Source organism: Caballeronia sp. PC1 (genome assembly GCF_021353155.1).
Taxonomy (GTDB): Bacteria; Pseudomonadota; Gammaproteobacteria; order Burkholderiales; family Burkholderiaceae; genus Caballeronia; species Caballeronia cordobensis.
This window is the reverse complement of the sequence record NZ_JAJUBH010000001.1, coordinates 346,490-366,181: the sequence shown is the minus strand read 5'-3', so window position 1 is coordinate 366,181 and position 19,692 is coordinate 346,490. Positions and strand designations below refer to the sequence as shown.

Sequence of the window (19,692 nt, the reverse complement as noted above, 5' to 3'; positions counted from 1 at the left end):
TAGGCTGTCGCTCTGCGCCGATCAGGCGGCTGCTGCGAAATGGTGGTTGAGCATGCCCATGGCCTCCGTCAGCGCCGAGGGCCCAATGCCAAAAGCTCTCTCCACAAGGCGCACCTCGCCCCTGATGCCGGGCTGCAGGCACCAGGGGCGAGCCTGTCCTTTGCGCAGGGCTCGCATGACTTCGAATCCCTTGATCGTGGCATAGGCCGTGGGGATCGATTTGAAACCGCGCACCGGCTTGATCAGTATCTTGAGCTTTCCGTGATCGGCCTCGATCACGTTATTGAGATACTTCACCTGCCGGTGGGCCGTCTCCCGGTCCAGCTTTCCTTCGCGCTTCAATTCGGTGATCGCTGCACCATAGCTCGGCGCTTTGTCGGTATTGAGCGTGGCAGGCTTTTCCCAGTGCTTCAGGCCTCGCAGGGCCTTGCCCAGGAACCGCTTCGCTGCCTTGGCGCTGCGGGTCGGCGACAGGTAGAAATCGATCGTGTCGCCCCGCTTGTCGACTGCCCGGTACAGGTAGGTCCACTTGCCCCGCACCTTGACGTAGGTTTCATCCAGGCGCCAGCTCGGATCAAAGCCACGCCGCCAGAACCAGCGCAGCCGCTTCTCCATCTCCGGGGCGTAGCACTGGACCCAGCGATAGATCGTCGTATGGTCGACCGAAATGCCGCGTTCCGCCAGCATTTCCTCAAGGTCGCGATAGCTGATCGGATAGCGACAATACCAGCGCACCGCCCACAGGATCACATCACCCTGGAAATGGCGCCACTTGAAATCCGTCATCGTTCCGTCCGTCCAATCTCCGCCAAGCATGCTCAAGCTTCACGATTTTTGCAACAGAGCCCACACGAGTATTGAGCATAGTCGAGATTGGTGCAGATCACTTCTGATATTGAACTGTCAGGAGCTGGCTGCACAACAGCCATTACGCCCAATCAACTGGTGCAGTCGTCTTCTGAAAATGACATTTGGTATCTCTCATAAACGGATGTTTTTGAGAGAACTATCTTCGGCCTTCACACGCACGAAAGGCGGCGAAGCTCCGCCGTTAATCCGTCCGCCGGAGATCTCGCCCAGGCAGGCTGAAGGCCGAGCAAGCCTGACAGGCCCGAAAAGCCCGGCACGGGCGTCGGCGGCGATGACGGCGGCGGCATTATCCAGGGTTGATGATGGAAGTGGAGGATATCGACAACCTCTCGCGCAACCAAGACATCGCGGTCGGACTGCAAGTGATCTTGAAGCCACGGGCCCGTCCCACCCCGACATGGACCTCGATGCCCGAACGGACGTTAGATTTCGAGTTCTAGGCGTTCTGCGATGAAGGTTGGATCCCAGCCGGGATTGAAAGTGTCGACGTGGGTGAATCCGAGCCGCTCGTATAGGCCACGCAGGTTCGGGTGGCAGTCGAGCCGCAGCTTGGCGCACCCCTGCGTTCGCGCGGCATGGCGGCAAGCCTCGATCAGCGCGGAGCTGACACCCCGGCCCGCATGTGTCCGTCGCACCGCGAGCTTGTGCAGATATGCGGCCTCCCCCTTGAGGGCGTCGGGCCAGAACTCGGGATCCTCGGCCGACAAGGTGCAACAGCCGACGATGCCGTCGCTGCAACTCGCGACTAGGAGCTCGGATCTCAGGACGAAGGTCTCCGCGAATGTCCGGTCGATCCGCGCGACGTCCCAGGCGGGCGTTCCCTTGGCGGACATCCACGCCGCAGCGTCGTGCATCAGCCGCACAACCTCGTCGATATCACCCGAGCAGGCGACCCGAACGTTCGGAGGCTCCTCGCTGTCCATTCGCTCCCCTGGCGCGGTATGAACCGCCGCCTCATAGTGCAGTTTGATCCTGACGAGCCCAGCATGTCTGCGCCCACCTTCGCGGAACCTGACCAGGGTCCGCTAGCGGGCGGCCGGAAGGTGAATGCTAGGCATGATCTAACCCTCGGTCTCTGGCGTCGCGACTGCGAAATTTCGCGAGGGTTTCCGAGATGGTGATTGCGCTTCGCAGATCTCCAGGCGCGTGGGTGCGGACGTAGTCAGCGCCATTGCCGATCGCGTGAAGTTCCGCCGCAAGGCTCGCTGGACCCAGATCCTTTACAGGAAGGCCAACGGTGGCGCCCAAGAAGGATTTCCGCGACACCGAGACCAATAGCGGAAGCCCCAACGCCGACTTCAGCTTTTGAAGGTTCGACAGCACGTGCAGCGATGTTTCCGGTGCGGGGCTCAAGAAAAATCCCATCCCCGGATCGAGGATGAGCCGGTCGGCAGCGACCCCGCTCCGTCGCAAGGCGGAAACCCGCGCCTCGAAGAACCGCACAATCTCGTCGAGCGCGTCTTCGGGTCGAAGGTGACCGGTGCGGGTGGCGATGCCATCCCGCTGCGCTGAGTGCATAACCACCAGCCTGCAGTCCGCCTCAGCAATATCGGGATAGAGCGCAGGGTCAGGAAATCCTTGGATATCGTTCAGGTAGCCCACGCCGCGCTTGAGCGCATAGCGCTGGGTTTCCGGTTGGAAGCTGTCGATTGAAACACGGTGCATCTGATCGGACAGGGCGTCTAAGAGCGGCGCAATACGTCTGATCTCATCGGCCGGCGATACAGGCCTCGCGTCCGGATGGCTGGCGGCCGGTCCGACATCCACGACGTCTGATCCGACTCGCAGCATTTCGATCGCCGCGGTGACAGCGCCGGCGGGGTCTAGCCGCCGGCTCTCATCGAAGAAGGAGTCCTCGGTGAGATTCAGAATGCCGAACACCGTCACCATGGCGTCGGCCTCCGCAGCGACTTCCACGATGGGGATCGGGCGAGCAAAAAGGCAGCAATTATGAGCCCCATACCTACAAAGCCCCACGCATCAAGCTTTTGCCCATGAAGCAACCAGGCAATGGCTGTAATTATGACGACGCCGAGTCCCGACCAGACTGCATAAGCAACACCGACAGGGATGGATTTCAGAACCAGAGAAAGAAAATAAAATGCGATGCCATAACCGATTATGACAACGGCGGAAGGGGCAAGCTTAGTAAAGCCCTCGCTAGATTTTAATGCGGATGTTGCGATTACTTCGCCAACTATTGCGATAACAAGAAAAAGCCAGCCTTTCATGATATATCTCCCAATTTGTGTAGGGCTTATTATGCACGCTTAAAAATAATAAAAGCAGACTTGACCTGATAGTTTGGCTGTGAGCAATTATGTGCTTAGTGCATCTAACGCCGGAGTTAAGCCGCCGCGCGTAGCGCGGTCGGCTTGAACGAATTGTTAGACATCATTTACCAACTGACTTGATGATCTCGCCTTTCACAAAGCGAATAAATTCTTCCAAGTGATCTGCGCGTGAGGCCAAGTGATCTTCTTTTTGTCCCAGATAAGCTTGCTTAGCTTCAAGTAAGACGGGCTGATACTGGGCAGGTAGGCGTTTTATTGCCCAGTCGGCAGCGACATCCTTCGGCGCGATTTTGCCGGTTATTGCGCTGTACCAAATGCGGGACAACGTAAGCACTACATTTCGCTCATCGCCGGCCCAGTCGGGCTGCGAGTTCCATAGCTTCAAGGTTTCCCTCAGCGCCTCGAATAGATCCTGTTCAGGAACCGGGTCAAAGAATTCCTCCGCTGCCGGACCTACCAAGGCAACGCTATGTTCTCTTGCTTTTGTAAGCAGGATAGCTAGATCAATGTCGATCATGGCTGGCTCGAAGATACCCGCAAGAATGTCATTGCGCTGCCATTCTCCAAATTGCAGCTCGCGCTTAGCCGGATAACGCCACGGGATGATGTCGTCATGCACGACAAGGGTGACTTCTATAGCGCGGAGCGTCTCGCTCTCGCCAGGGAAAGCCGAAGCCTCCATAAGGTCATTGAGCAATGCTCGCCGCGTCGTTTCATCAAGCTTTACGGCCACAGTAACCAACAAATCAATATCGCTGTATGGCTTCAGGCCGCCATCCACTGCGGAGCCGTACAAATGCACGGCCAGCAACGTTGATTCCAGATGGCGCTCAATGACGCTTAGCACCTCTGATAGTTGGTTCGAAATTTCGATGGTCACCGCTACCCTCATGATGTCTAACGCCTGAGCTCAGCCGACCGAAACCGCGTAGCGGTTTTGGGTCGGCTGCAGCGATTTGTTGGGCGATAGCTTGCCACATTCTCTCAACGATTGGGATTTGACGTACTTTCCGCACTTTGTAGCGCGACCACATCATGCTCCCCCTGGCCGCGAGAGCCCTCCGCTCGGGAAACACAAGACAGACCGAGCACGACTGTTGCAAGGGTCAAACAGTACACGACAACCGGCCAAGCCGTGTTGCGCGGCAACAGCGAAATGATCAACGTTCCGATGCTTCCTAGCAGTACACCGCCCAAGCAGAAGTAAACTGCCGTGACCGTTCCAGCAACATGGTCGAATCCTTGAAGAGCGCCATTGGGTGCCACAGATACCGCTGTGGCGACACCAATACCCACTAGCCACATCGGAGCAATAAAGCCTAACACGGACTGCGAAGCCCATATTTCGGTGATGGCAAGCAATACTGCTCCAGCTATCAGGCATCCCATTCCCATTCGCAAGACACTTGGGCTGCCCCACTTGGGTATCACACGCCCCATAAAACGAGCCGTAAACACCATGGCAATTGCCACTGTGGCGAACAGCAGGCTGAAGCCAAGCTGAGACACACCTTGCCTGCCCATTATTAGTCCGGGCGCAATGGAGAAAAAGACGAAGAAGCTACCCATTCCAGCGGCGTAACACAACGTGTACAACCAGAAGTTCAGGCACTTAACGGGGAGTAGCAGCTGCGACCATTGCAAGCCCGTAACTCGTTGCACCCGGGTTTCTGGCCAGAATCGCCACGCTGCTGCAGATGCAGCGATCATGCCCAAACCTAGAAACGCAAAGATAGCCCGCCACCCAAGCCACATGTCGACGAGCGCTCCGAGCAATGGGCCTACCGCCGGGACCATGGCCAGCATGGATCCGAGTATGCCGTAAATGACGTTACTTTCCTCGCGACCTGCGTAAATGTCACGTACTGTTGCAAACGTGGAAACAAGGCACGCCGAGGCACCACAAGCCTGAAGAATCCGAAGCCCCAGAAAGACTTCAGCCAATGACGTAAAAGCGAGGCCCATTGACGCCACAACGTAGGCGAGGCCACCTCCCAGTAGAACGGGGCGGCGCCCCAGTCGGTCCGATAGCGGTCCAAACAAGAGCTGACCGGCACCGATCATGACCAAGTACGTTGTCAGCGTAAGCTGAACTGTGCTCGCTGTCGTGCCAAGCGCGTTTGGCATAAAAGGCACTGCCGGCAAGTACATGTCCATGCCGAGTGATGCCAGCAAATCGAACGGTGATAACAACAACACCGTGGCGGCAAGGGAGTACCGCCAACTAAAGTTTTTTGAGCGCACGAAACCATCTCCTTGAACGAAGGATTTGGCGGCGCTCTCGTAGAGCAAAAGGATTCATGAGAACGCCGCAACAACCGAAAAATGAAGGTTGCTGCGGCTTACTTGTCTGCGTTCTTGGAAGTGCTCATCTGCTGGCTATCTCATGATTGAATTTGAATCGTAACAACTTTCAAGCAACTCAGCGAGGAGCCTTATTGTGCGCCCAACACCTGAGTTAAGCCGCGCCGCGAAGCGGCGTCGGCTTGGACGAATTGTTAGGCCGCATATCGCGACCTGAAAGCGGCACGCAAGACCTCAACCTTTTCCGCCCCGAGTGAGGTGCATGCGAGCCTGTAGGACTCTATGTGCTTTGTAGGCCAGTCCACTGGTGGTACTTCATCGGCATAGTAAAAGTAATCCCAGATGATCGCCTCCCAGCTGTTACAACGGACTGGCCGCCCGGCGATGACGCCCTCAGCCGCCTCTGGGCACGAGCCCTGCGGAGCCTCCGCGATTTCATACGCTTCGTCTGCCCACCAAGCAGGTTCGCAGTCAAGTAACTCATCCCCGATCTCCGCTAAGAATCCATAGTCCAACTCCTCCATGACGCGCCCGCCGAGCATTTCAACTATTGCCTCGAGCTCGCCGCGCCTCTCGCCGGGAAACGTCAGATCAATATCATCGTGCTTGCGTGTTACACGCCCTAGCCGTGCATCGATCGCCCAGCCCCCACCGATCCAGAGCGGCAGATTTCGCTCATCTGCCGCAGCTAGAATTTTGTGTATCAATGTGACCTGCGTTGTGTCCATGCGGCCTAACACCTGAATTAAGCCGCGCCGCGAAGCGGCGTCGGCTTGAATGAATTGTTAGATGCCAGCCCGATCAATGTGCGCTGACCTTGGATAGCAGATTTAGAACGGCGACGCCACTAACGATAAGTCCCATGCCAACGAACGCCCACAAGTCTAGTTTCTGGCCATGGAAGATCCAAGCGATAGCTGCCACAAGTACGATGCCGAGGCCAGCCCAAACAGCATAAGCAATGCCGACCGGGATGGACTTGATTGCGAGAGAGAGGAAATAGAACGCAAGCCCGTAGCCAGCCACAACTACAACAGAAGGAACTAACTTGGTGAATCCATGGCTGGACTTCAGTGCGGAAGTTGCGACGACCTCACCAAATATTGCAATAGCCAGAAAGAGCCAGTTCTTCACGTGCAATCTCCTCTACGGTATGAAGGATAAATAGTGGTGGCTATGAGTTGCCAAAAACAGTCTTGCGGCTGTCGATTTTCTGTGAGCATACGCAACGCCAAATCTGGCATCTAACTTTGTTTTAGGGCGACTGCCCTGCTGCGTAACATCGTTGCTGCTCCATAACATCAAACATCGACCCACGGCGTAACGCGCTTGCTGCTTGGATGCCCGAGGCATAGACTGTACAAAAAAACAGTCATAACAAGCCATGAAAACCGCCACTGCGCCGTTACCACCGCTGCGTTCGGTCAAGGTTCTGGACCAGTTGCGTGAGCGCATACGCTACTTGCATTACAGTTTACGAACCGAACAGGCTTATGTCCACTGGGTTCGTGCCTTCATCCGTTTCCACGGTGTGCGTCACCCGGCAACCTTGGGCAGCAGCGAAGTCGAGGCATTTCTGTCCTGGCTGGCGAACGAGCGCAAGGTTTCGGTCTCCACGCATCGTCAGGCATTGGCGGCCTTGCTGTTCTTCTACGGCAAGGTGCTGTGCACGGATCTGCCCTGGCTTCAGGAGATCGGAAGACCTCGGCCGTCGCGGCGCTTGCCGGTGGTGCTGACCCCGGATGAAGTGGTTCGCATCCTCGGTTTTCTGGAAGGCGAGCATCGTTTGTTCGCCCAGCTTCTGTATGGAACGGGCATGCGGATCAGTGAGGGTTTGCAACTGCGGGTCAAGGATCTGGATTTCGATCACGGCACGATCATCGTGCGGGAGGGCAAGGGCTCCAAGGATCGGGCCTTGATGTTACCCGAGAGCTTGGCACCCAGCCTGCGCGAGCAGCTGTCGCGTGCACGGGCATGGTGGCTGAAGGACCAGGCCGAGGGCCGCAGCGGCGTTGCGCTTCCCGACGCCCTTGAGCGGAAGTATCCGCGCGCCGGGCATTCCTGGCCGTGGTTCTGGGTTTTTGCGCAGCACACGCATTCGACCGATCCACGGAGCGGTGTCGTGCGTCGCCATCACATGTATGACCAGACCTTTCAGCGCGCCTTCAAACGTGCCGTAGAAGGCACTGTTGCAAAGTTAGCGATGAGGCAGCCTTTTGTCTTATTCAAAGGCCTTACATTTCAAAAACTCTGCTTACCAGGCGCATTTCGCCCAGGGGATCACCATAATAAAATGCTGAGGCCTGGCCTTTGCGTAGTGCACGCATCACCTCAATACCTTTGATGGTGGCGTAAGCCGTCTTCATGGATTTAAATCCCAGCGTGGCGCCGATTATCCGTTTCAGTTTGCCATGATCGCATTCAATCACGTTGTTCCGGTACTTAATCTGTCGGTGTTCAACGTCAGACGGGCACCGGCCTTCGCGTTTGAGCAGAGCAAGCGCGCGACCATAGGCGGGCGCTTTATCCGTGTTGATGAATCGCGGGATCTGCCACTTCTTCACGTTGTTGAGGATTTTACCCAGAAACCGGTATGCAGCTTTGCTGTTACGACGGGAGGAGAGATAAAAATCGACAGTGCGGCCCCGGCTGTCGACGGCCCGGTACAGATACGCCCAGCGGCCATTGACCTTCACGTAGGTTTCATCCATGTGCCACGGGCAAAGATCGGAAGGGTTACGCCAGTACCAGCGCAGCCGTTTTTCCATTTCAGGCGCATAACGCTGAACCCAGCGGTAAATCGTGGAGTGATCGACATTCACTCCGCGTTCAGCCAGCATCTCCTGCAGCTCACGGTAACTGATGCCGTATTTGCAGTACCAGCGTACGGCCCACAGAATGATGTCACGCTGAAAATGCCGGCCTTTGAATGGGTTCATGTGCAGCTCCATCAGCAAAAGGGGATGATAAGTTTATCACCACCGACTATTTGCAACAGTGCCCATAGGCTTCATCAGCGCCTGACTGGCGAGCACGATTCCGGCCCTAGCCGCAGGATCGCGCAGGACGACCTAGTTACGAACCAGGCCGAGTGTTCCTGACATCCATCGGCACCATAGTTCTGCTTATCCGGCACGCGCGCGTCAGGGGTGTGGTGAACTACAAAGCAGACCCGTTGAGGTTATCAGTTCGATGCACAATCAGCAGCGCATAAAATATGCACAAGAACAGGAGCACCCTTCGCATTAAGCTGTGGTGGTAACAAGTAGTGCCGGGCTACCATCAGCGAGCATGATGCGCTCCCACAGCATTCGCCTTGGCAGTATGGAAGTTCCTCGCTCCAGTTCGGGCCGGTATCCACCTCGAGTGACCCCAGCCGCCCCTCATGCCAACCGAGCCCATTAAGCGCAGAGTCGGCCGCAACTATCTCGGGGACGCATAAACACGCAGCGATTTACCAAGGAGTTCGGCTAGGTCAATCCGCAATTCCCTTTGCCTGGCCGGAGATGCCGCGAGCAAACAATGTGTCCGGTCGCTACCAGATGGACTTTGTGGGCGGAGGATTGCACCAGACGCTTCAGCGCAGCGTCGTACGATGAATCGGAAGGCCCGGTAAGCAATTGAAGAACCGCTGACCACCTCCCATCGGGAGTGTCAGGATTTCTGTGTGTGAGGCTGTTGAATCCGTCACTCAATCGTGAGGCGGCTTGGTGATCTTACTGGCCCGATCTGGTAAATCGGTCCTCGTAGAGGATCGCAAATTGGTTCATCGCTGATTTCCAGTGGTTGGCCGCCCGCCCCCAGTCCGCGGTGATGTTGCGCAGCGCCAGCCAGATCAGCTTGGTGGCCGCCTCGTCGCTGGGGAAGTGGCCGCGCGTTTTGATGATCTGTAAGCGGTCAGTGAAGCACGTCCTGCCCGCCAACTTGACCTATCGATTTTTTTCTAAAAGGACCTTGCCCAGTCTCCAAGGAAGTAGAGCTTCGTAATCCTCTGCGGTCTTCGCGAGCGGCAGAGCCTTGAACAGGTCGACAAGATACGCGTAGATATCGATGCGATTCGCGACGCAGGTCTGGACGAGTGAATACAGGTTTGCCGAGGCCTTTGCACCTCCTACGGTGTCCGAAAAAAGCCATGCCTTTCTCCCCAGGACAAACGGGCGGATCATGTTCTCACATAAATTATTGTCAACGGGCCATGCCGGATTCTCGACGTAACGGATCAGCTTGGGCCACTGTCCCGCCGTGTAGTTCAAGGCCTTGCCCAGCAGCCCTGTGGGCGCGGTTGTTTCCAGGTACTCATCGAGCAGGGTCCTGATCTTCGTGAGCACCGCACGGCTATAGCGGCGGCGCAGGCGCGCTCGCCAGTGCGGTTTCTTGTTGGCATGCGATTCGGCCGCATAGAGCTTGCCGATCAGGTAGATAAACTGGGTGGACGGCTGATGGCGGCCACGGGCATCTTTGGGCAATGCCGCCTCGGCTTCCACAAAATACCTCCTGCAGTGCGCCCAGCAACCAAGATGCACGAGTGCATTAGCCTTCGCGATCGTGTCATACGGTTTGTACCCGTCGGTCATCAGCACGGCGCCATGGCGCATGCCGGCCCACACGTCCGCACCAAGCTGTTGGGAGCGCCCCGGCGCATAGGTAAACAGGCGCACGGGTGGACCACTGCCGTTCATCTGGACCCAGACGTAACTCTTTGTCTGCGGTGCGCGCCCTGGCTCCTTGAGAACCTGCACGGTGGTTTCGTCGCCGAACCCGATCTCGCTGTCGAGCATCACATCACGCATCAGGTTGATGACGGGCTGTACCGAATGTCCCAGGCGCACTACGCTTGCAGCCAGCGTGTTTCGCGAGATGTCGCCGCCAAAGCGGCGCAGCAGCGCAGCGATCCGGTACAGCGGCAGGCCGTCGATATACTTCGAGACGACGAACCACGCCAGCGCCGCTTCGGTGAACAGGCCCCTGGGGATGATGCGTGCTCGCGCCGGCGTCACCTTCATGCCCTGGTCGCACTGCTGGCATGCGTACTTCACGCGCTCGTGACGGATCACCTGAACCTGCTGCGGGATGATGTCCAGCTGTTCGCTGACCTCGACGCCGATCTCCACGAGCACACTGCCGTCGTTCTGGCACACCCGTTCTTCTTCAGTGAGCTCGTAACGGATCACCTTGCGTGGCAATGCCGGGTCCAGCGGCTTGCGCCCGGGCTTGCCGCGCTTGTGGCCTGCCACCGACGTACTGTCTGTGTCGTCTTCCTGGGCGGGTAACGTGGCGGTCGTCGGAGCCAGCGCTTCCGCTTCATTGAGGAACAGGTCCCGCTGGGCCTCGCTGCGTGCTTCGCTCTTCGCCCCGAACAGCCGTCGCTCGAATGCCTTCAGCTGTTCCTTGAGCAAATCACGCTCGACCTTCGTGACCCGCAGTTCGCCACGCAGCGCGTCGCGCTCGGCGAGCATCGCATCGCGTTCGGCGATGAGGGCAGCGAGTTCTGCGGCGGTGATCAAAATGCGGTTCATGCCACAACCATACCGGCTTGCGCTGCGAAATGGGTTTACGTCACCGCGCAAATTGTTGTGCGCGCGCCGCGCTCGCGCGACAGCGATACATCCTCCTCAGCTCACGCGTGCATAGTATCGCGCCGGGTGCTGCGCATCGCTGTCAGATCAATGCCCTCCAGCAGCCAATGCAGTTGCTCGACGCTCAGTTCCAGTACTGGTTCGCTGCGCGGCCAGGCAAAGCGGTCAGCCTCCAGGCGGCGCAGCATCAACCAGAACCCGTTACGCTCCCATAGCAGAAGCTTCAGGCGATCGGCACGCCGGTTGCGGAACACGTAGACCGCCCGTGCGAACGGATCGAGTCCCAGTGCCTGCTCCACGATCGTCGAAAGGCCCGTAATGCCCTTGCGGAAATCGACGGCATCGCGGTGAACGTAAACCTTCAGATCAGCGTCGAACCGGAACATGGCACCTTCCCAGCGTCTCGATCATCGTCATCACCAGGCTTGAATCGTCGCCGGCACATTCAAGGATGAGCTTGACACCGTTAGGCAGTTCGGCAATCAGTTGCGACGGCAGCGTGACGCGTTGCGCCTGCCGTGCGAGCGCAACCGGTGCCGCATGAGCCTCGCATGCCGTAACATCGGCATGTCCCGGCTGAACAACCGGGATGAACGTCGGCATTGCCTTGGCCACGCCGTTCGGCGCCCCCTCACTGGTAGCATCGCTTTGATACTGACGAATCCATTTACGCAACAGGTTGGCGTTCAGGCCGTATTCCAGCGCCATCCCGGCGACGGACACCCCTGGTCGCAGACAGGCCAGCACCAGCTCACGCTTGGCCTGTTCGTCAAAGCAACGGCGCTTGCCATCACGCTCAAAGCCCCTTACCAGCCGCTCCTTCAGATTCCTGTCCTCTGCCATGGGTAGTGTCCACTTGAAAGTTGAAGTGGACACCAGCATCGCCTATCACTCATCGCGCGGGAAGGACGCCGACAACGGACCGCTTACGATGATCTTGCGCAGCCGTGCGTTCACGCTCTCGATGGCGTTGGTGGTGTAGATCACGCGCCGCACCTCGGGCGGGAAGGCGAAGAACGGGATGACCTTGTCCCAGGCCCGGCGCCAGGCGCTGACCACGGTCGGGAACCGCTGCCCCCAGGGGCCGGCCGCAAACGCATCCAACTCGGCCTCGGCCGCCTCGGCGCTCACCGCGGTGTAGATGGGTTTGATGGCTGCGGCCAGCGCCTTGCGGTCTTTCCATGACGCAAAGTCCAGGCCACCCCGGATCAGGTGCACGATGCAGGTCTGCAGCGTCGTCGCCGGGAACACTGCGCCCAGCGCCTCTGGCATGCCCTTGAGGCCGTCGGTGACGGCAATCAGGATGTCCTGCACCCCGCGCGTCTTCAGATCGTTGAAGACCTTCATCCAGAACTTCGCCCCCTCGGTGTTCTCGATCCAGATTCCCAGGATGTCGCGCGAGCCGTCAGGCAGTACGCCCAGCGCCAGGTAGACGGCCTTGGAGCGCACCACCGCATCCTCGCGAATCTTGACCCGCAGCGCATCGAAGAACACCACCGGGTACATCGCCTCCAGCGGCCGTGTCTGCCAGGCCGTGACCTCGCCCATCACCTCATCGGTGACACGGCTGATGAGCTCGGGCGAGACGTCCACCGAGTACATCTCAGCCAGGAAACCCTGGATCTCGCGCACCGTCATGCCGCGTGCGTACATGGCGATGATCTTGTCGTCGAAACCCGTAAAGCGCCGCTCGTGCTTGCCAATGAGCTGCGGCTCGAAGCTGCCTTCGCGATCGCGTGGGACATCGATGCGCAGCGCCCCCACATCGGTCAGTACGGTCTTGGTGCTCTTGCCGTTGCGGTGGTTGGCTGATCCGCCTGTGGGCTTGGCTTGGCCGGGCGCATAGCCTAGGTGATGACTCATCTCGGCGCCCAGCGCCCGCTCAAGAATTGACTTCTTGAACTGATCGAACAGCCCTTGGACTTGGCCCGGCGTCATGGGCCCGGTCACCAACTGGTCAAGCAGCTCGGCCGGGATGTGAAATTGCGGCTGTGCCGCCTGGTCCGCCAAAGCGGTGGGTTTGGTCTTGCGTGGCATTCATGCTCCTTGTCGACATGCTATGCCTCACACACAAAATTTCTGACAAGCTCCTCCCATCCGACAATGCAAGGGTGCCCCGCTCCCAGCGCGACACGGTTGCCTGATCCACACCCATTAATTCAGCTAGGTGACTTTGCTTCATATGACGAAGCAACCGCGCCCTCCGCACCTGCCGCCCCCTGTCATTCGTCAACATTCTTCAGCACCTCAATGTCGTTCGTAGTGAGCCTCATTTTTTCAAGACCGCCGATGATGAGAGCCAGGCCTCGCTCGAATGCCGCGTCCGGACCGCCTTCGTAGACGATTTTCATCGCGCTCTGTAGGCGCGCCGGCATCGTAGACGCTGAGGTGGTCAACTGATCTTCGCCCCGCTCCTCGGCGTCTGCCTCGCTAGCTTGCTGCTCAAGAACAGCGCCGACGGTGAAGTAGCTGATTGCCATCAACGCATAGGTCGCGTCACCTGCCGAAAAGCCAGCATCGCAAAGGAAGCGAAGCTGCGCGTCGGCTTTTTCCATCTGCGGCGCGGCTGGCCGCGTCCCGGCATGAATACGCGCGCCATCGCGATAAGCGAGCAACGCCCGTCGAAAACTGCATGCATTGCCCTTCAGGAACGAACGCCAGTCGTCGTCATCCCTTGGCGTCGAATGCGTGTGATTTATCGTCAGCATGGCTTCGGCAAGTGCGTCGAGCAACGCACGCTTGTTCTTGAAATGCCAGTAGAGCGCTGGCTGTTGCACCCCGAGGCGCTCAGCCAGTCGGCGCGTCGTTAGACCTTCCATGCCCACGTCGTTAAGCAGTTCGAGCGCGGTTCGGATCACGGCCTCGCGTTGGAGCTTGTTCATTCGCGAATTCTCATGTTTGACAGCTTATCATCGATAAGCTTTAATGCGGTAGTTTATCACAGTTAAATTGCTAACGCAGTCAGGCACCGTGTATGAAATCTAACAATGCGCTCATCGTCATCCTCGGCACCGTCACCCTGGATGCTGTAGGCATAGGCTTGGTTATGCCGGTACTGCCGGGCCTCTTGCGGGATATCGTCCATTCCGACAGCATCGCCAGTCACTATGGCGTGCTGCTAGCGCTATATGCGTTGATGCAATTTCTATGCGCACCCGTTCTCGGAGCACTGTCCGACCGCTTTGGCCGCCGCCCAGTCCTGCTCGCTTCGCTACTTGGAGCCACTATCGACTACGCGATCATGGCGACCACACCCGTCCTGTGGATCCTCTACGCCGGACGCATCGTGGCCGGCATCACCGGCGCCACAGGTGCGGTTGCTGGCGCCTATATCGCCGACATCACCGATGGGGAAGATCGGGCTCGCCACTTCGGGCTCATGAGCGCTTGTTTCGGCGTGGGTATGGTGGCAGGCCCCGTGGCCGGGGGACTGTTGGGCGCCATCTCCTTGCATGCACCATTCCTTGCGGCGGCGGTGCTCAACGGCCTCAACCTACTACTGGGCTGCTTCCTAATGCAGGAGTCGCATAAGGGAGAGCGTCGACCGATGCCCTTGAGAGCCTTCAACCCAGTCAGCTCCTTCCGGTGGGCGCGGGGCATGACTATCGTCGCCGCACTTATGACTGTCTTCTTTATCATGCAACTCGTAGGACAGGTGCCGGCAGCGCTCTGGGTCATTTTCGGCGAGGACCGCTTTCGCTGGAGCGCGACGATGATCGGCCTGTCGCTTGCGGTATTCGGAATCTTGCACGCCCTCGCTCAAGCCTTCGTCACTGGTCCCGCCACCAAACGTTTCGGCGAGAAGCAGGCCATTATCGCCGGCATGGCGGCCGACGCGCTGGGCTACGTCTTGCTGGCGTTCGCGACGCGAGGCTGGATGGCCTTCCCCATTATGATTCTTCTCGCTTCCGGCGGCATCGGGATGCCCGCGTTGCAGGCCATGCTGTCCAGGCAGGTAGATGACGACCATCAGGGACAGCTTCAAGGATCGCTCGCGGCTCTTACCAGCCTAACTTCGATCATTGGACCGCTGATCGTCACGGCGATTTATGCCGCCTCGGCGAGCACATGGAACGGGTTGGCATGGATTGTAGGCGCCGCCCTATACCTTGTCTGCCTCCCCGCGTTGCGTCGCGGTGCATGGAGCCGGGCCACCTCGACCTGAATGGAAGCCGGCGGCACCTCGCTAACGGATTCACCACTCCAAGAATTGGAGCCAATCAATTCTTGCGGAGAACTGTGAATGCGCAAACCAACCCTTGGCAGAACATATCCATCGCGTCCGCCATCTCCAGCAGCCGCACGCGGCGCATCTCGGGCAGCGTTGGGTCCTGGCCACGGGTGCGCATGATCGTGCTCCTGTCGTTGAGGACCCGGCTAGGCTGGCGGGGTTGCCTTACTGGTTAGCAGAATGAATCACCGATACGCGAGCGAACGTGAAGCGACTGCTGCTGCAAAACGTCTGCGACCTGAGCAACAACATGAATGGTCTTCGGTTTCCGTGTTTCGTAAAGTCTGGAAACGCGGAAGTCCCCTACGTGCTGCTGAAGTTGCCCGCAACAGAGAGTGGAACCAACCGGTGATACCACGATACTATGACTGAGAGTCAACGCCATGAGCGGCCTCATTTCTTATTCTGAGTTACAACAGTCCGCACCGCTGCCGGTAGCTATTGACTATCCGGCTGCACTAGCCCTGCGTCAGATGGCTCTGATCCAAGGCAAACTGCCAAAATATCTGCTGGCACCGGAAGTCAGCGCCCTGCACCATTATGTTCCGGATCTGCATCGCAGGATGCTGCTGGCTACCCTGTGGAACACCTACATCTGTATTAACGAAGCGCTGGCATTGACCCTGAGTGATTTTTCTCTGGTGCCGCCTTATCACTGTTGAAGGCCACCGCTCATCACGCGTTTGCTGACATTGAGCCCTGCCGGCCGATCGGCCTGAGACTCTCAGCACAGGAGACGGCGGGTGACGAGCGTATACTTTTTCGACGCTTGGTTGCGGTCGCGCTAGGCGTGGCCGCCGACGAACCCGCTGGTGTCGCCCTTGCGGAGCAGCGCAAGGCGGACCTTGCCACGACATCCCCTCGCCCGCCGATCGTCTAAATTCGTCGAGGTTAAGAAATTCCCGCTCCGGCGAGGCCATCACCATCACCGGCGTCAGGTAGTGGACATGGCAGCAGCGCACGCAGGGGCACTGTTGCAAAGTTAGCGATGAGGCAGCCTTTTGTCTTATTCAAAGGCCTTACATTTCAAAAACTCTGCTTACCAGGCGCATTTCGCCCAGGGGATCACCATAATAAAATGCTGAGGCCTGGCCTTTGCGTAGTGCACGCATCACCTCAATACCTTTGATGGTGGCGTAAGCCGTCTTCATGGATTTAAATCCCAGCGTGGCGCCGATTATCCGTTTCAGTTTGCCATGATCGCATTCAATCACGTTGTTCCGGTACTTAATCTGTCGGTGTTCAACGTCAGACGGGCACCGGCCTTCGCGTTTGAGCAGAGCAAGCGCGCGACCATAGGCGGGCGCTTTATCCGTGTTGATGAATCGCGGGATCTGCCACTTCTTCTCACGTTGTTGAGGATTTTACCCAGAAACCGGTATGCAGCTTTGCTGTTACGACGGGAGGAGAGATAAAAATCGACAGTGCGGCCCCGGCTGTCGACGGCCCGGTACAGATACGCCCAGCGGCCATTGACCTTCACGTAGGTTTCATCCATGTGCCACGGGCAAAGATCGGAAGGGTTACGCCAGTACCAGCGCAGCCGTTTTTCCATTTCAGGCGCATAACGCTGAACCCAGCGGTAAATCGTGGAGTGATCGACATTCACTCCGCGTTCAGCCAGCATCTCCTGCAGCTCACGGTAACTGATGCCGTATTTGCAGTACCAGCGTACGGCCCACAGAATGATGTCACGCTGAAAATGCCGGCCTTTGAATGGGTTCATGTGCAGCTCCATCAGCAAAAGGGGATGATAAGTTTATCACCACCGACTATTTGCAACAGTGCCGGAACAGGAGGGTGCATGCTTGGTGATAACGGCAATTCCGGGAGTACCGGCGGCTGATCTGTCTGGAGCGGATTTGCTCAAAGCGTGGCCGTCAATGGGGCAGCAACTTGGCGCTGTTCACAGCCTATCGGTTGATCAATGTCCGTTTGAGCGCAGGCTGTCGCGAATGTTCGGACGCGCCGTTGATGTGGTGTCCCGCAATGCCGTCAATCCCGACTTCTTACCGGACGAGGACAAGAGTACGCCGCAGCTCGATCTTTTGGCTCGTGTCGAACGAGAGCTACCGGTGCGGCTCGACCAAGAGCGCACCGATATGGTTGTTTGCCATGGTGATCCCTGCATGCCGAACTTCATGGTGGACCCTAAAACTCTTCAATGCACGGGTCTGATCGACCTTGGGCGGCTCGGAACAGCAGATCGCTATGCCGATTTGGCACTCATGATTGCTAACGCCGAAGAGAACTGGGCAGCGCCAGATGAAGCAGAGCGCGCCTTCGCTGTCCTATTCAATGTATTGGGGATCGAAGCCCCCGACCGCGAACGCCTTGCCTTCTATCTGCGATTGGACCCTCTGACTTGGGGTTGATGTTCATGCCGCCTGTTTTTCCTGCTCATTGGCACGTTTCGCAACCTGTTCTCATTGCGGACACCTTTTCCAGCCTCGTTTGGAAAGTTTCATTGCCAGACGGGACTCCTGCAATCGTCAAGGGATTGAAACCTATAGAAGACATTGCTGATGAACTGCGCGGGGCCGACTATCTGGTATGGCGCAATGGGAGGGGAGCAGTCCGGTTGCTCGGTCGTGAGAACAATCTGATGTTGCTCGAATATGCCGGGGAGCGAATGCTCTCTCACATCGTTGCCGAGCACGGCGACTACCAGGCGACCGAAATTGCAGCGGAACTAATGGCGAAGCTGTATGCCGCATCTGAGGAACCCCTGCCTTCTGCCCTTCTCCCGATCCGGGATCGCTTTGCAGCTTTGTTTCAGCGGGCGCGCGATGATCAAAACGCAGGTTGTCAAACTGACTACGTCCACGCGGCGATTATAGCCGATCAAATGATGAGCAATGCCTCGGAACTGCGTGGGCTACATGGCGATCTGCATCATGAAAACATCATGTTCTCCAGTCGCGGCTGGCTGGTGATAGATCCCGTCGGTCTGGTCGGTGAAGTGGGCTTTGGCGCCGCCAATATGTTCTACGATCCGGCTGACAGAGACGACCTTTGTCTCGATCCTAGACGCATTGCACAGATGGCGGACGCATTCTCTCGTGCGCTGGACGTCGATCCGCGTCGCCTGCTCGACCAGGCGTACGCTTATGGGTGCCTTTCCGCAGCTTGGAACGCGGATGGAGAAGAGGAGCAACGCGATCTAGCTATCGCGGCCGCGATCAAGCAGGTGCGACAGACGTCATACTAGATATCAAGCGACTTCTCCTATCCCCTGGGAACACATCAATCTTACCGGAGAATATCGTTGGCCAAAGCCTTAGCGTAGGATTTCGCCCTCTCCCGCAAACGACCCCAAGTAGCGCGGTGCCGATCAGTCGTCGGTGTACAACTCGTGCGACGTATCGTTGTACAGATTGGGATCGTAGCCGGGTGTCTTGCGCAGTTCGGTGAGGTCGGTGAACGGCCACTCGTCTTCTTCCGATGTATTGGCAGCCGCCGCCCATCCCGCCACCACGACTCCCAGCAACACGAGTGCGAACCAGAAGGCGGCGTAGAGCAGCGCGCCCAGCACAGCCAGCTTGACCACCCACAGCAGCACTGTGGCACCAACCGAAGGCACCCCTTTGGCCACCAACCAATTCGATACCCGCCGTTCGCCACGCGCATAGACGCGCCATCCGCGGCCAAAGGTACGGCCGAGGCGTTCTGCGGTACTGGTGCGGGTCGTCGTGTTCATGGTCGTCTCCTGCTACTGAGGAATGCCTATTCCTGTTTGCTCCACTTCATTCCGTTTCGGGCTTCAATGTGTTTTCTTGCTGCTTCAGGACGCTTCGTCATCCGGTTCCACCGGGCCGGGGTCGGGCTCCACGCCGATGCGGTAGGTGGCAACGAAACGCGGCCAGTCCACATGGTCAACCAGGTCGATGTCCTCGACAACGCTGACCTTCGTTCCCGCACGCTCGAACAGGGCGATGCTCGCGGCGGGATAGTTGTTGCGCGACGGATAGAGCACCCCGTCGAACAGCGGCTGGCCGTCGTCGCCGACCATCGCATGCACCTGAGCGGACACCTGCTGCGTGTGCGTGTAGTCGCGGCTCGCCAACTGCTCCAGATTCAGGCCGAAGTAGCCCGCCATGACGCCCGGCGCCGTGAGGTCGGCCAGGAGCACGTCGTCCAGCACGCCCACGGCGCGGACCATCCGGGCGTGGACCTCCTTCAGGGCGATGGAGCGCTTCGTGTCTTCAAGCCACTGGTGCTTGTGAAACACCGACTCCATCAGCGCCGTGGGCAGGTCGCGCCCCAGGTAGAGCACGCCGTAGGCCCCCGCCGGGTCATCGTAGCGATTCGTGCTGCTGCGACCATAGTACAGCGGGCTGCCCCGATAGACGACGCGGCTCACATGCTGGAGCAGTTCACCGGCATCGATCAGGAACGAAGGCAGCTCGTGGCTCAT

18 protein-coding genes and 7 pseudogenes are annotated in these 19,692 nt (G+C 58.2%); 5 read left to right on the top strand and 20 right to left on the bottom strand.

Features of this window, described 5'->3' with window-relative positions:
* Positions 1–21: 21 nt before the first annotated feature.
* From LY284_RS01765 to qac, 8 genes and pseudogenes are all read right to left on the bottom strand, one after another.
* Positions 22–786 carry an IS6-like element IS6100 family transposase gene (locus tag LY284_RS01765; RefSeq protein WP_001389365.1) on the bottom strand — a complete coding sequence of 255 codons (765 nt, stop codon included), beginning with the start codon at positions 784–786 and terminating at the stop codon, positions 22–24.
* A gap of 506 nt (positions 787–1,292) precedes the next feature.
* A complete protein-coding gene (locus LY284_RS01755) occupies positions 1,293–1,793 on the bottom strand; it encodes a GNAT family N-acetyltransferase (protein ID WP_000376623.1) in 501 nt (166 codons plus the stop codon).
* A gap of 127 nt (positions 1,794–1,920) precedes the next feature.
* Complete coding sequence (gene sul1, locus LY284_RS01750) at positions 1,921–2,760, bottom strand: sulfonamide-resistant dihydropteroate synthase Sul1 (RefSeq protein WP_000259032.1); 840 nt, start codon at positions 2,758–2,760, stop codon at positions 1,921–1,923.
* Positions 2,754–3,101 (bottom strand): quaternary ammonium compound efflux SMR transporter QacE delta 1, encoded by a 348-nt coding sequence (locus LY284_RS01745; protein WP_000679427.1) that lies wholly within the window; start codon positions 3,099–3,101, stop codon positions 2,754–2,756. The genes sul1 and LY284_RS01745 overlap by 7 nt, the downstream gene beginning before the upstream one ends.
* A gap of 116 nt (positions 3,102–3,217) precedes the next feature.
* A pseudogene (locus LY284_RS01740) lies at positions 3,218–4,056 on the bottom strand (AadA family aminoglycoside 3''-O-nucleotidyltransferase).
* 92 nt (positions 4,057–4,148) lie between these two features.
* On the bottom strand, positions 4,149–5,408 hold the full coding sequence (locus LY284_RS01735; protein WP_042862943.1) for a chloramphenicol efflux MFS transporter CmlA10: 1,260 nt from the start codon (positions 5,406–5,408) through the stop codon (positions 4,149–4,151).
* A 254-nt stretch (positions 5,409–5,662) separates the two neighbouring features.
* Positions 5,663–6,196: an aminoglycoside nucleotidyltransferase ANT(2'')-Ia gene (gene aadB, locus LY284_RS01730; RefSeq protein WP_000381802.1), complete on the bottom strand. Its 534-nt coding sequence runs from the start codon at positions 6,194–6,196 to the stop codon at positions 5,663–5,665.
* Positions 6,197–6,269: 73 nt separating this feature from the next.
* Positions 6,270–6,602 (bottom strand): quaternary ammonium compound efflux SMR transporter QacL, encoded by a 333-nt coding sequence (gene qac, locus LY284_RS01725; protein WP_015059047.1) that lies wholly within the window; start codon positions 6,600–6,602, stop codon positions 6,270–6,272.
* Positions 6,603–6,852: 250 nt separating this feature from the next.
* Between qac and intI1 the strand changes: the two are divergent.
* A pseudogene (gene intI1, locus LY284_RS01720) lies at positions 6,853–7,650 on the top strand (class 1 integron integrase IntI1); the annotation flags it as partial.
* A gap of 52 nt (positions 7,651–7,702) precedes the next feature.
* Here the strand turns inward: intI1 and LY284_RS01715 are convergent.
* From LY284_RS01715 to tetR(C), 8 genes and pseudogenes are all read right to left on the bottom strand, one after another.
* A complete protein-coding gene (locus LY284_RS01715; protein ID WP_001067855.1) occupies positions 7,703–8,407 on the bottom strand; it encodes an IS6-like element IS26 family transposase in 705 nt (234 codons plus the stop codon).
* Positions 8,408–9,184: 777 nt separating this feature from the next.
* Positions 9,185–9,358, bottom strand: a pseudogene (locus LY284_RS01710) (IS256 family transposase); the annotation flags it as partial.
* A 39-nt stretch (positions 9,359–9,397) separates the two neighbouring features.
* Positions 9,398–10,984 carry an IS66 family transposase gene (locus tag LY284_RS01705; RefSeq protein ID WP_060734303.1) on the bottom strand — a complete coding sequence of 529 codons (1,587 nt, stop codon included), beginning with the start codon at positions 10,982–10,984 and terminating at the stop codon, positions 9,398–9,400.
* A gap of 101 nt (positions 10,985–11,085) precedes the next feature.
* Positions 11,086–11,430, bottom strand: coding sequence for an IS66 family insertion sequence element accessory protein TnpB (gene tnpB / locus LY284_RS01700; protein WP_233384185.1), 345 nt, complete (start codon positions 11,428–11,430; stop codon positions 11,086–11,088).
* Complete coding sequence (locus LY284_RS01695) at positions 11,411–11,926, bottom strand: transposase (protein WP_080443120.1); 516 nt, start codon at positions 11,924–11,926, stop codon at positions 11,411–11,413. Before LY284_RS01695 ends, tnpB begins: the two co-directional genes overlap by 20 nt.
* Before the next feature lie 9 nt (positions 11,927–11,935).
* A pseudogene (locus LY284_RS01690) lies at positions 11,936–13,081 on the bottom strand (IS256 family transposase); the annotation flags it as partial.
* The gene (locus tag LY284_RS01685; protein WP_233387130.1) at positions 13,002–13,226 is read right to left on the bottom strand and encodes a helix-turn-helix transcriptional regulator; all 225 of its coding nucleotides are present in this window, start codon (positions 13,224–13,226) and stop codon (positions 13,002–13,004) included. The pseudogene LY284_RS01690 and the gene LY284_RS01685, both read right to left, overlap by 80 nt.
* A gap of 40 nt (positions 13,227–13,266) precedes the next feature.
* Entirely contained in the window at positions 13,267–13,926 is a 660-nt protein-coding gene (gene tetR(C) / locus LY284_RS01680; protein ID WP_001038045.1) for a tetracycline resistance transcriptional repressor TetR(C), read from the bottom strand.
* 92 nt (positions 13,927–14,018) lie between these two features.
* Here tetR(C) and tet(C) point away from each other — a divergent pair, with 92 nt between their 5' ends.
* Positions 14,019–15,209: a tetracycline efflux MFS transporter Tet(C) gene (gene tet(C) / locus LY284_RS01675; protein WP_001297013.1), complete on the top strand. Its 1,191-nt coding sequence runs from the start codon at positions 14,019–14,021 to the stop codon at positions 15,207–15,209.
* Positions 15,210–15,300: 91 nt separating this feature from the next.
* Here the strand turns inward: tet(C) and LY284_RS39180 are convergent.
* Positions 15,301–15,390: pseudogene (locus tag LY284_RS39180) on the bottom strand (type VI secretion protein); the annotation flags it as partial.
* A 268-nt stretch (positions 15,391–15,658) separates the two neighbouring features.
* On the opposite strand from LY284_RS39180, the gene LY284_RS01665 reads away from it, so the two are divergent.
* Complete coding sequence (locus LY284_RS01665; protein WP_000015696.1) at positions 15,659–15,937, top strand: tyrosine-type recombinase/integrase; 279 nt, start codon at positions 15,659–15,661, stop codon at positions 15,935–15,937.
* Between the two features lie 357 nt (positions 15,938–16,294).
* On the opposite strand, the pseudogene LY284_RS01660 reads toward LY284_RS01665, so the two are convergent.
* Positions 16,295–17,001 (bottom strand): annotated as a pseudogene (locus tag LY284_RS01660) (IS6-like element IS26 family transposase).
* Positions 17,002–17,065: 64 nt separating this feature from the next.
* On the opposite strand from LY284_RS01660, the pseudogene LY284_RS01655 reads away from it, so the two are divergent.
* Both LY284_RS01655 and LY284_RS01650 read left to right on the top strand, forming a co-directional pair.
* Positions 17,066–17,650: pseudogene (locus LY284_RS01655) on the top strand (APH(3'') family aminoglycoside O-phosphotransferase); the annotation flags it as partial.
* Complete coding sequence (locus tag LY284_RS01650; RefSeq protein ID WP_000480968.1) at positions 17,650–18,486, top strand: aminoglycoside O-phosphotransferase APH(6)-Id; 837 nt, start codon at positions 17,650–17,652, stop codon at positions 18,484–18,486. The pseudogene LY284_RS01655 and the gene LY284_RS01650, both read left to right, overlap by 1 nt.
* A 123-nt stretch (positions 18,487–18,609) precedes the next feature.
* Here LY284_RS01650 and LY284_RS01645 read toward each other — a convergent pair whose 3' ends face one another.
* Together LY284_RS01645 and LY284_RS01640 are read right to left on the bottom strand one after the other, a co-directional pair.
* Positions 18,610–18,975 (bottom strand): DUF3742 family protein, encoded by a 366-nt coding sequence (locus LY284_RS01645; RefSeq protein WP_028690953.1) that lies wholly within the window; start codon positions 18,973–18,975, stop codon positions 18,610–18,612.
* Between the two features lie 84 nt (positions 18,976–19,059).
* On the bottom strand, positions 19,060–19,692 hold the full coding sequence (locus LY284_RS01640) for an RES family NAD+ phosphorylase (protein WP_028690952.1): 633 nt from the start codon (positions 19,690–19,692) through the stop codon (positions 19,060–19,062).

Excerpts from the sequence above, each read along its gene's own strand:
- LY284_RS01765 (WP_001389365.1), bottom strand. The coding sequence starts at position 786 with ATGACGGATTTCAAGTGGCGCCATTTCCAGGGTGATGTGATCCTGTGG.
- LY284_RS01755 (WP_000376623.1), bottom strand. The coding sequence starts at position 1,793 with ATGGACAGCGAGGAGCCTCCGAACGTTCGGGTCGCCTGCTCGGGTGAT.
- sul1 (WP_000259032.1), bottom strand. The coding sequence starts at position 2,760 with ATGGTGACGGTGTTCGGCATTCTGAATCTCACCGAGGACTCCTTCTTC.
- LY284_RS01745 (WP_000679427.1), bottom strand. The coding sequence starts at position 3,101 with ATGAAAGGCTGGCTTTTTCTTGTTATCGCAATAGTTGGCGAAGTAATC.
- aadB (WP_000381802.1), bottom strand. The coding sequence starts at position 6,196 with ATGGACACAACGCAGGTCACATTGATACACAAAATTCTAGCTGCGGCA.
- LY284_RS01715 (WP_001067855.1), bottom strand. The coding sequence starts at position 8,407 with ATGAACCCATTCAAAGGCCGGCATTTTCAGCGTGACATCATTCTGTGG.
- LY284_RS01705 (WP_060734303.1), bottom strand. The coding sequence starts at position 10,984 with ATGAACCGCATTTTGATCACCGCCGCAGAACTCGCTGCCCTCATCGCC.
- tnpB (WP_233384185.1), bottom strand. The coding sequence starts at position 11,430 with ATGTTCCGGTTCGACGCTGATCTGAAGGTTTACGTTCACCGCGATGCC.
- LY284_RS01695 (WP_080443120.1), bottom strand. The coding sequence starts at position 11,926 with ATGCTGGTGTCCACTTCAACTTTCAAGTGGACACTACCCATGGCAGAG.
- LY284_RS01685 (WP_233387130.1), bottom strand. The coding sequence starts at position 13,226 with ATGAAGCAAAGTCACCTAGCTGAATTAATGGGTGTGGATCAGGCAACC.
- LY284_RS01665 (WP_000015696.1), top strand. The coding sequence starts at position 15,659 with ATGAGCGGCCTCATTTCTTATTCTGAGTTACAACAGTCCGCACCGCTG.
- LY284_RS01650 (WP_000480968.1), top strand. The coding sequence starts at position 17,650 with ATGTTCATGCCGCCTGTTTTTCCTGCTCATTGGCACGTTTCGCAACCT.
- LY284_RS01645 (WP_028690953.1), bottom strand. The coding sequence starts at position 18,975 with ATGAACACGACGACCCGCACCAGTACCGCAGAACGCCTCGGCCGTACC.
- LY284_RS01640 (WP_028690952.1), bottom strand. The coding sequence starts at position 19,692 with ATGAGCCACGAGCTGCCTTCGTTCCTGATCGATGCCGGTGAACTGCTC.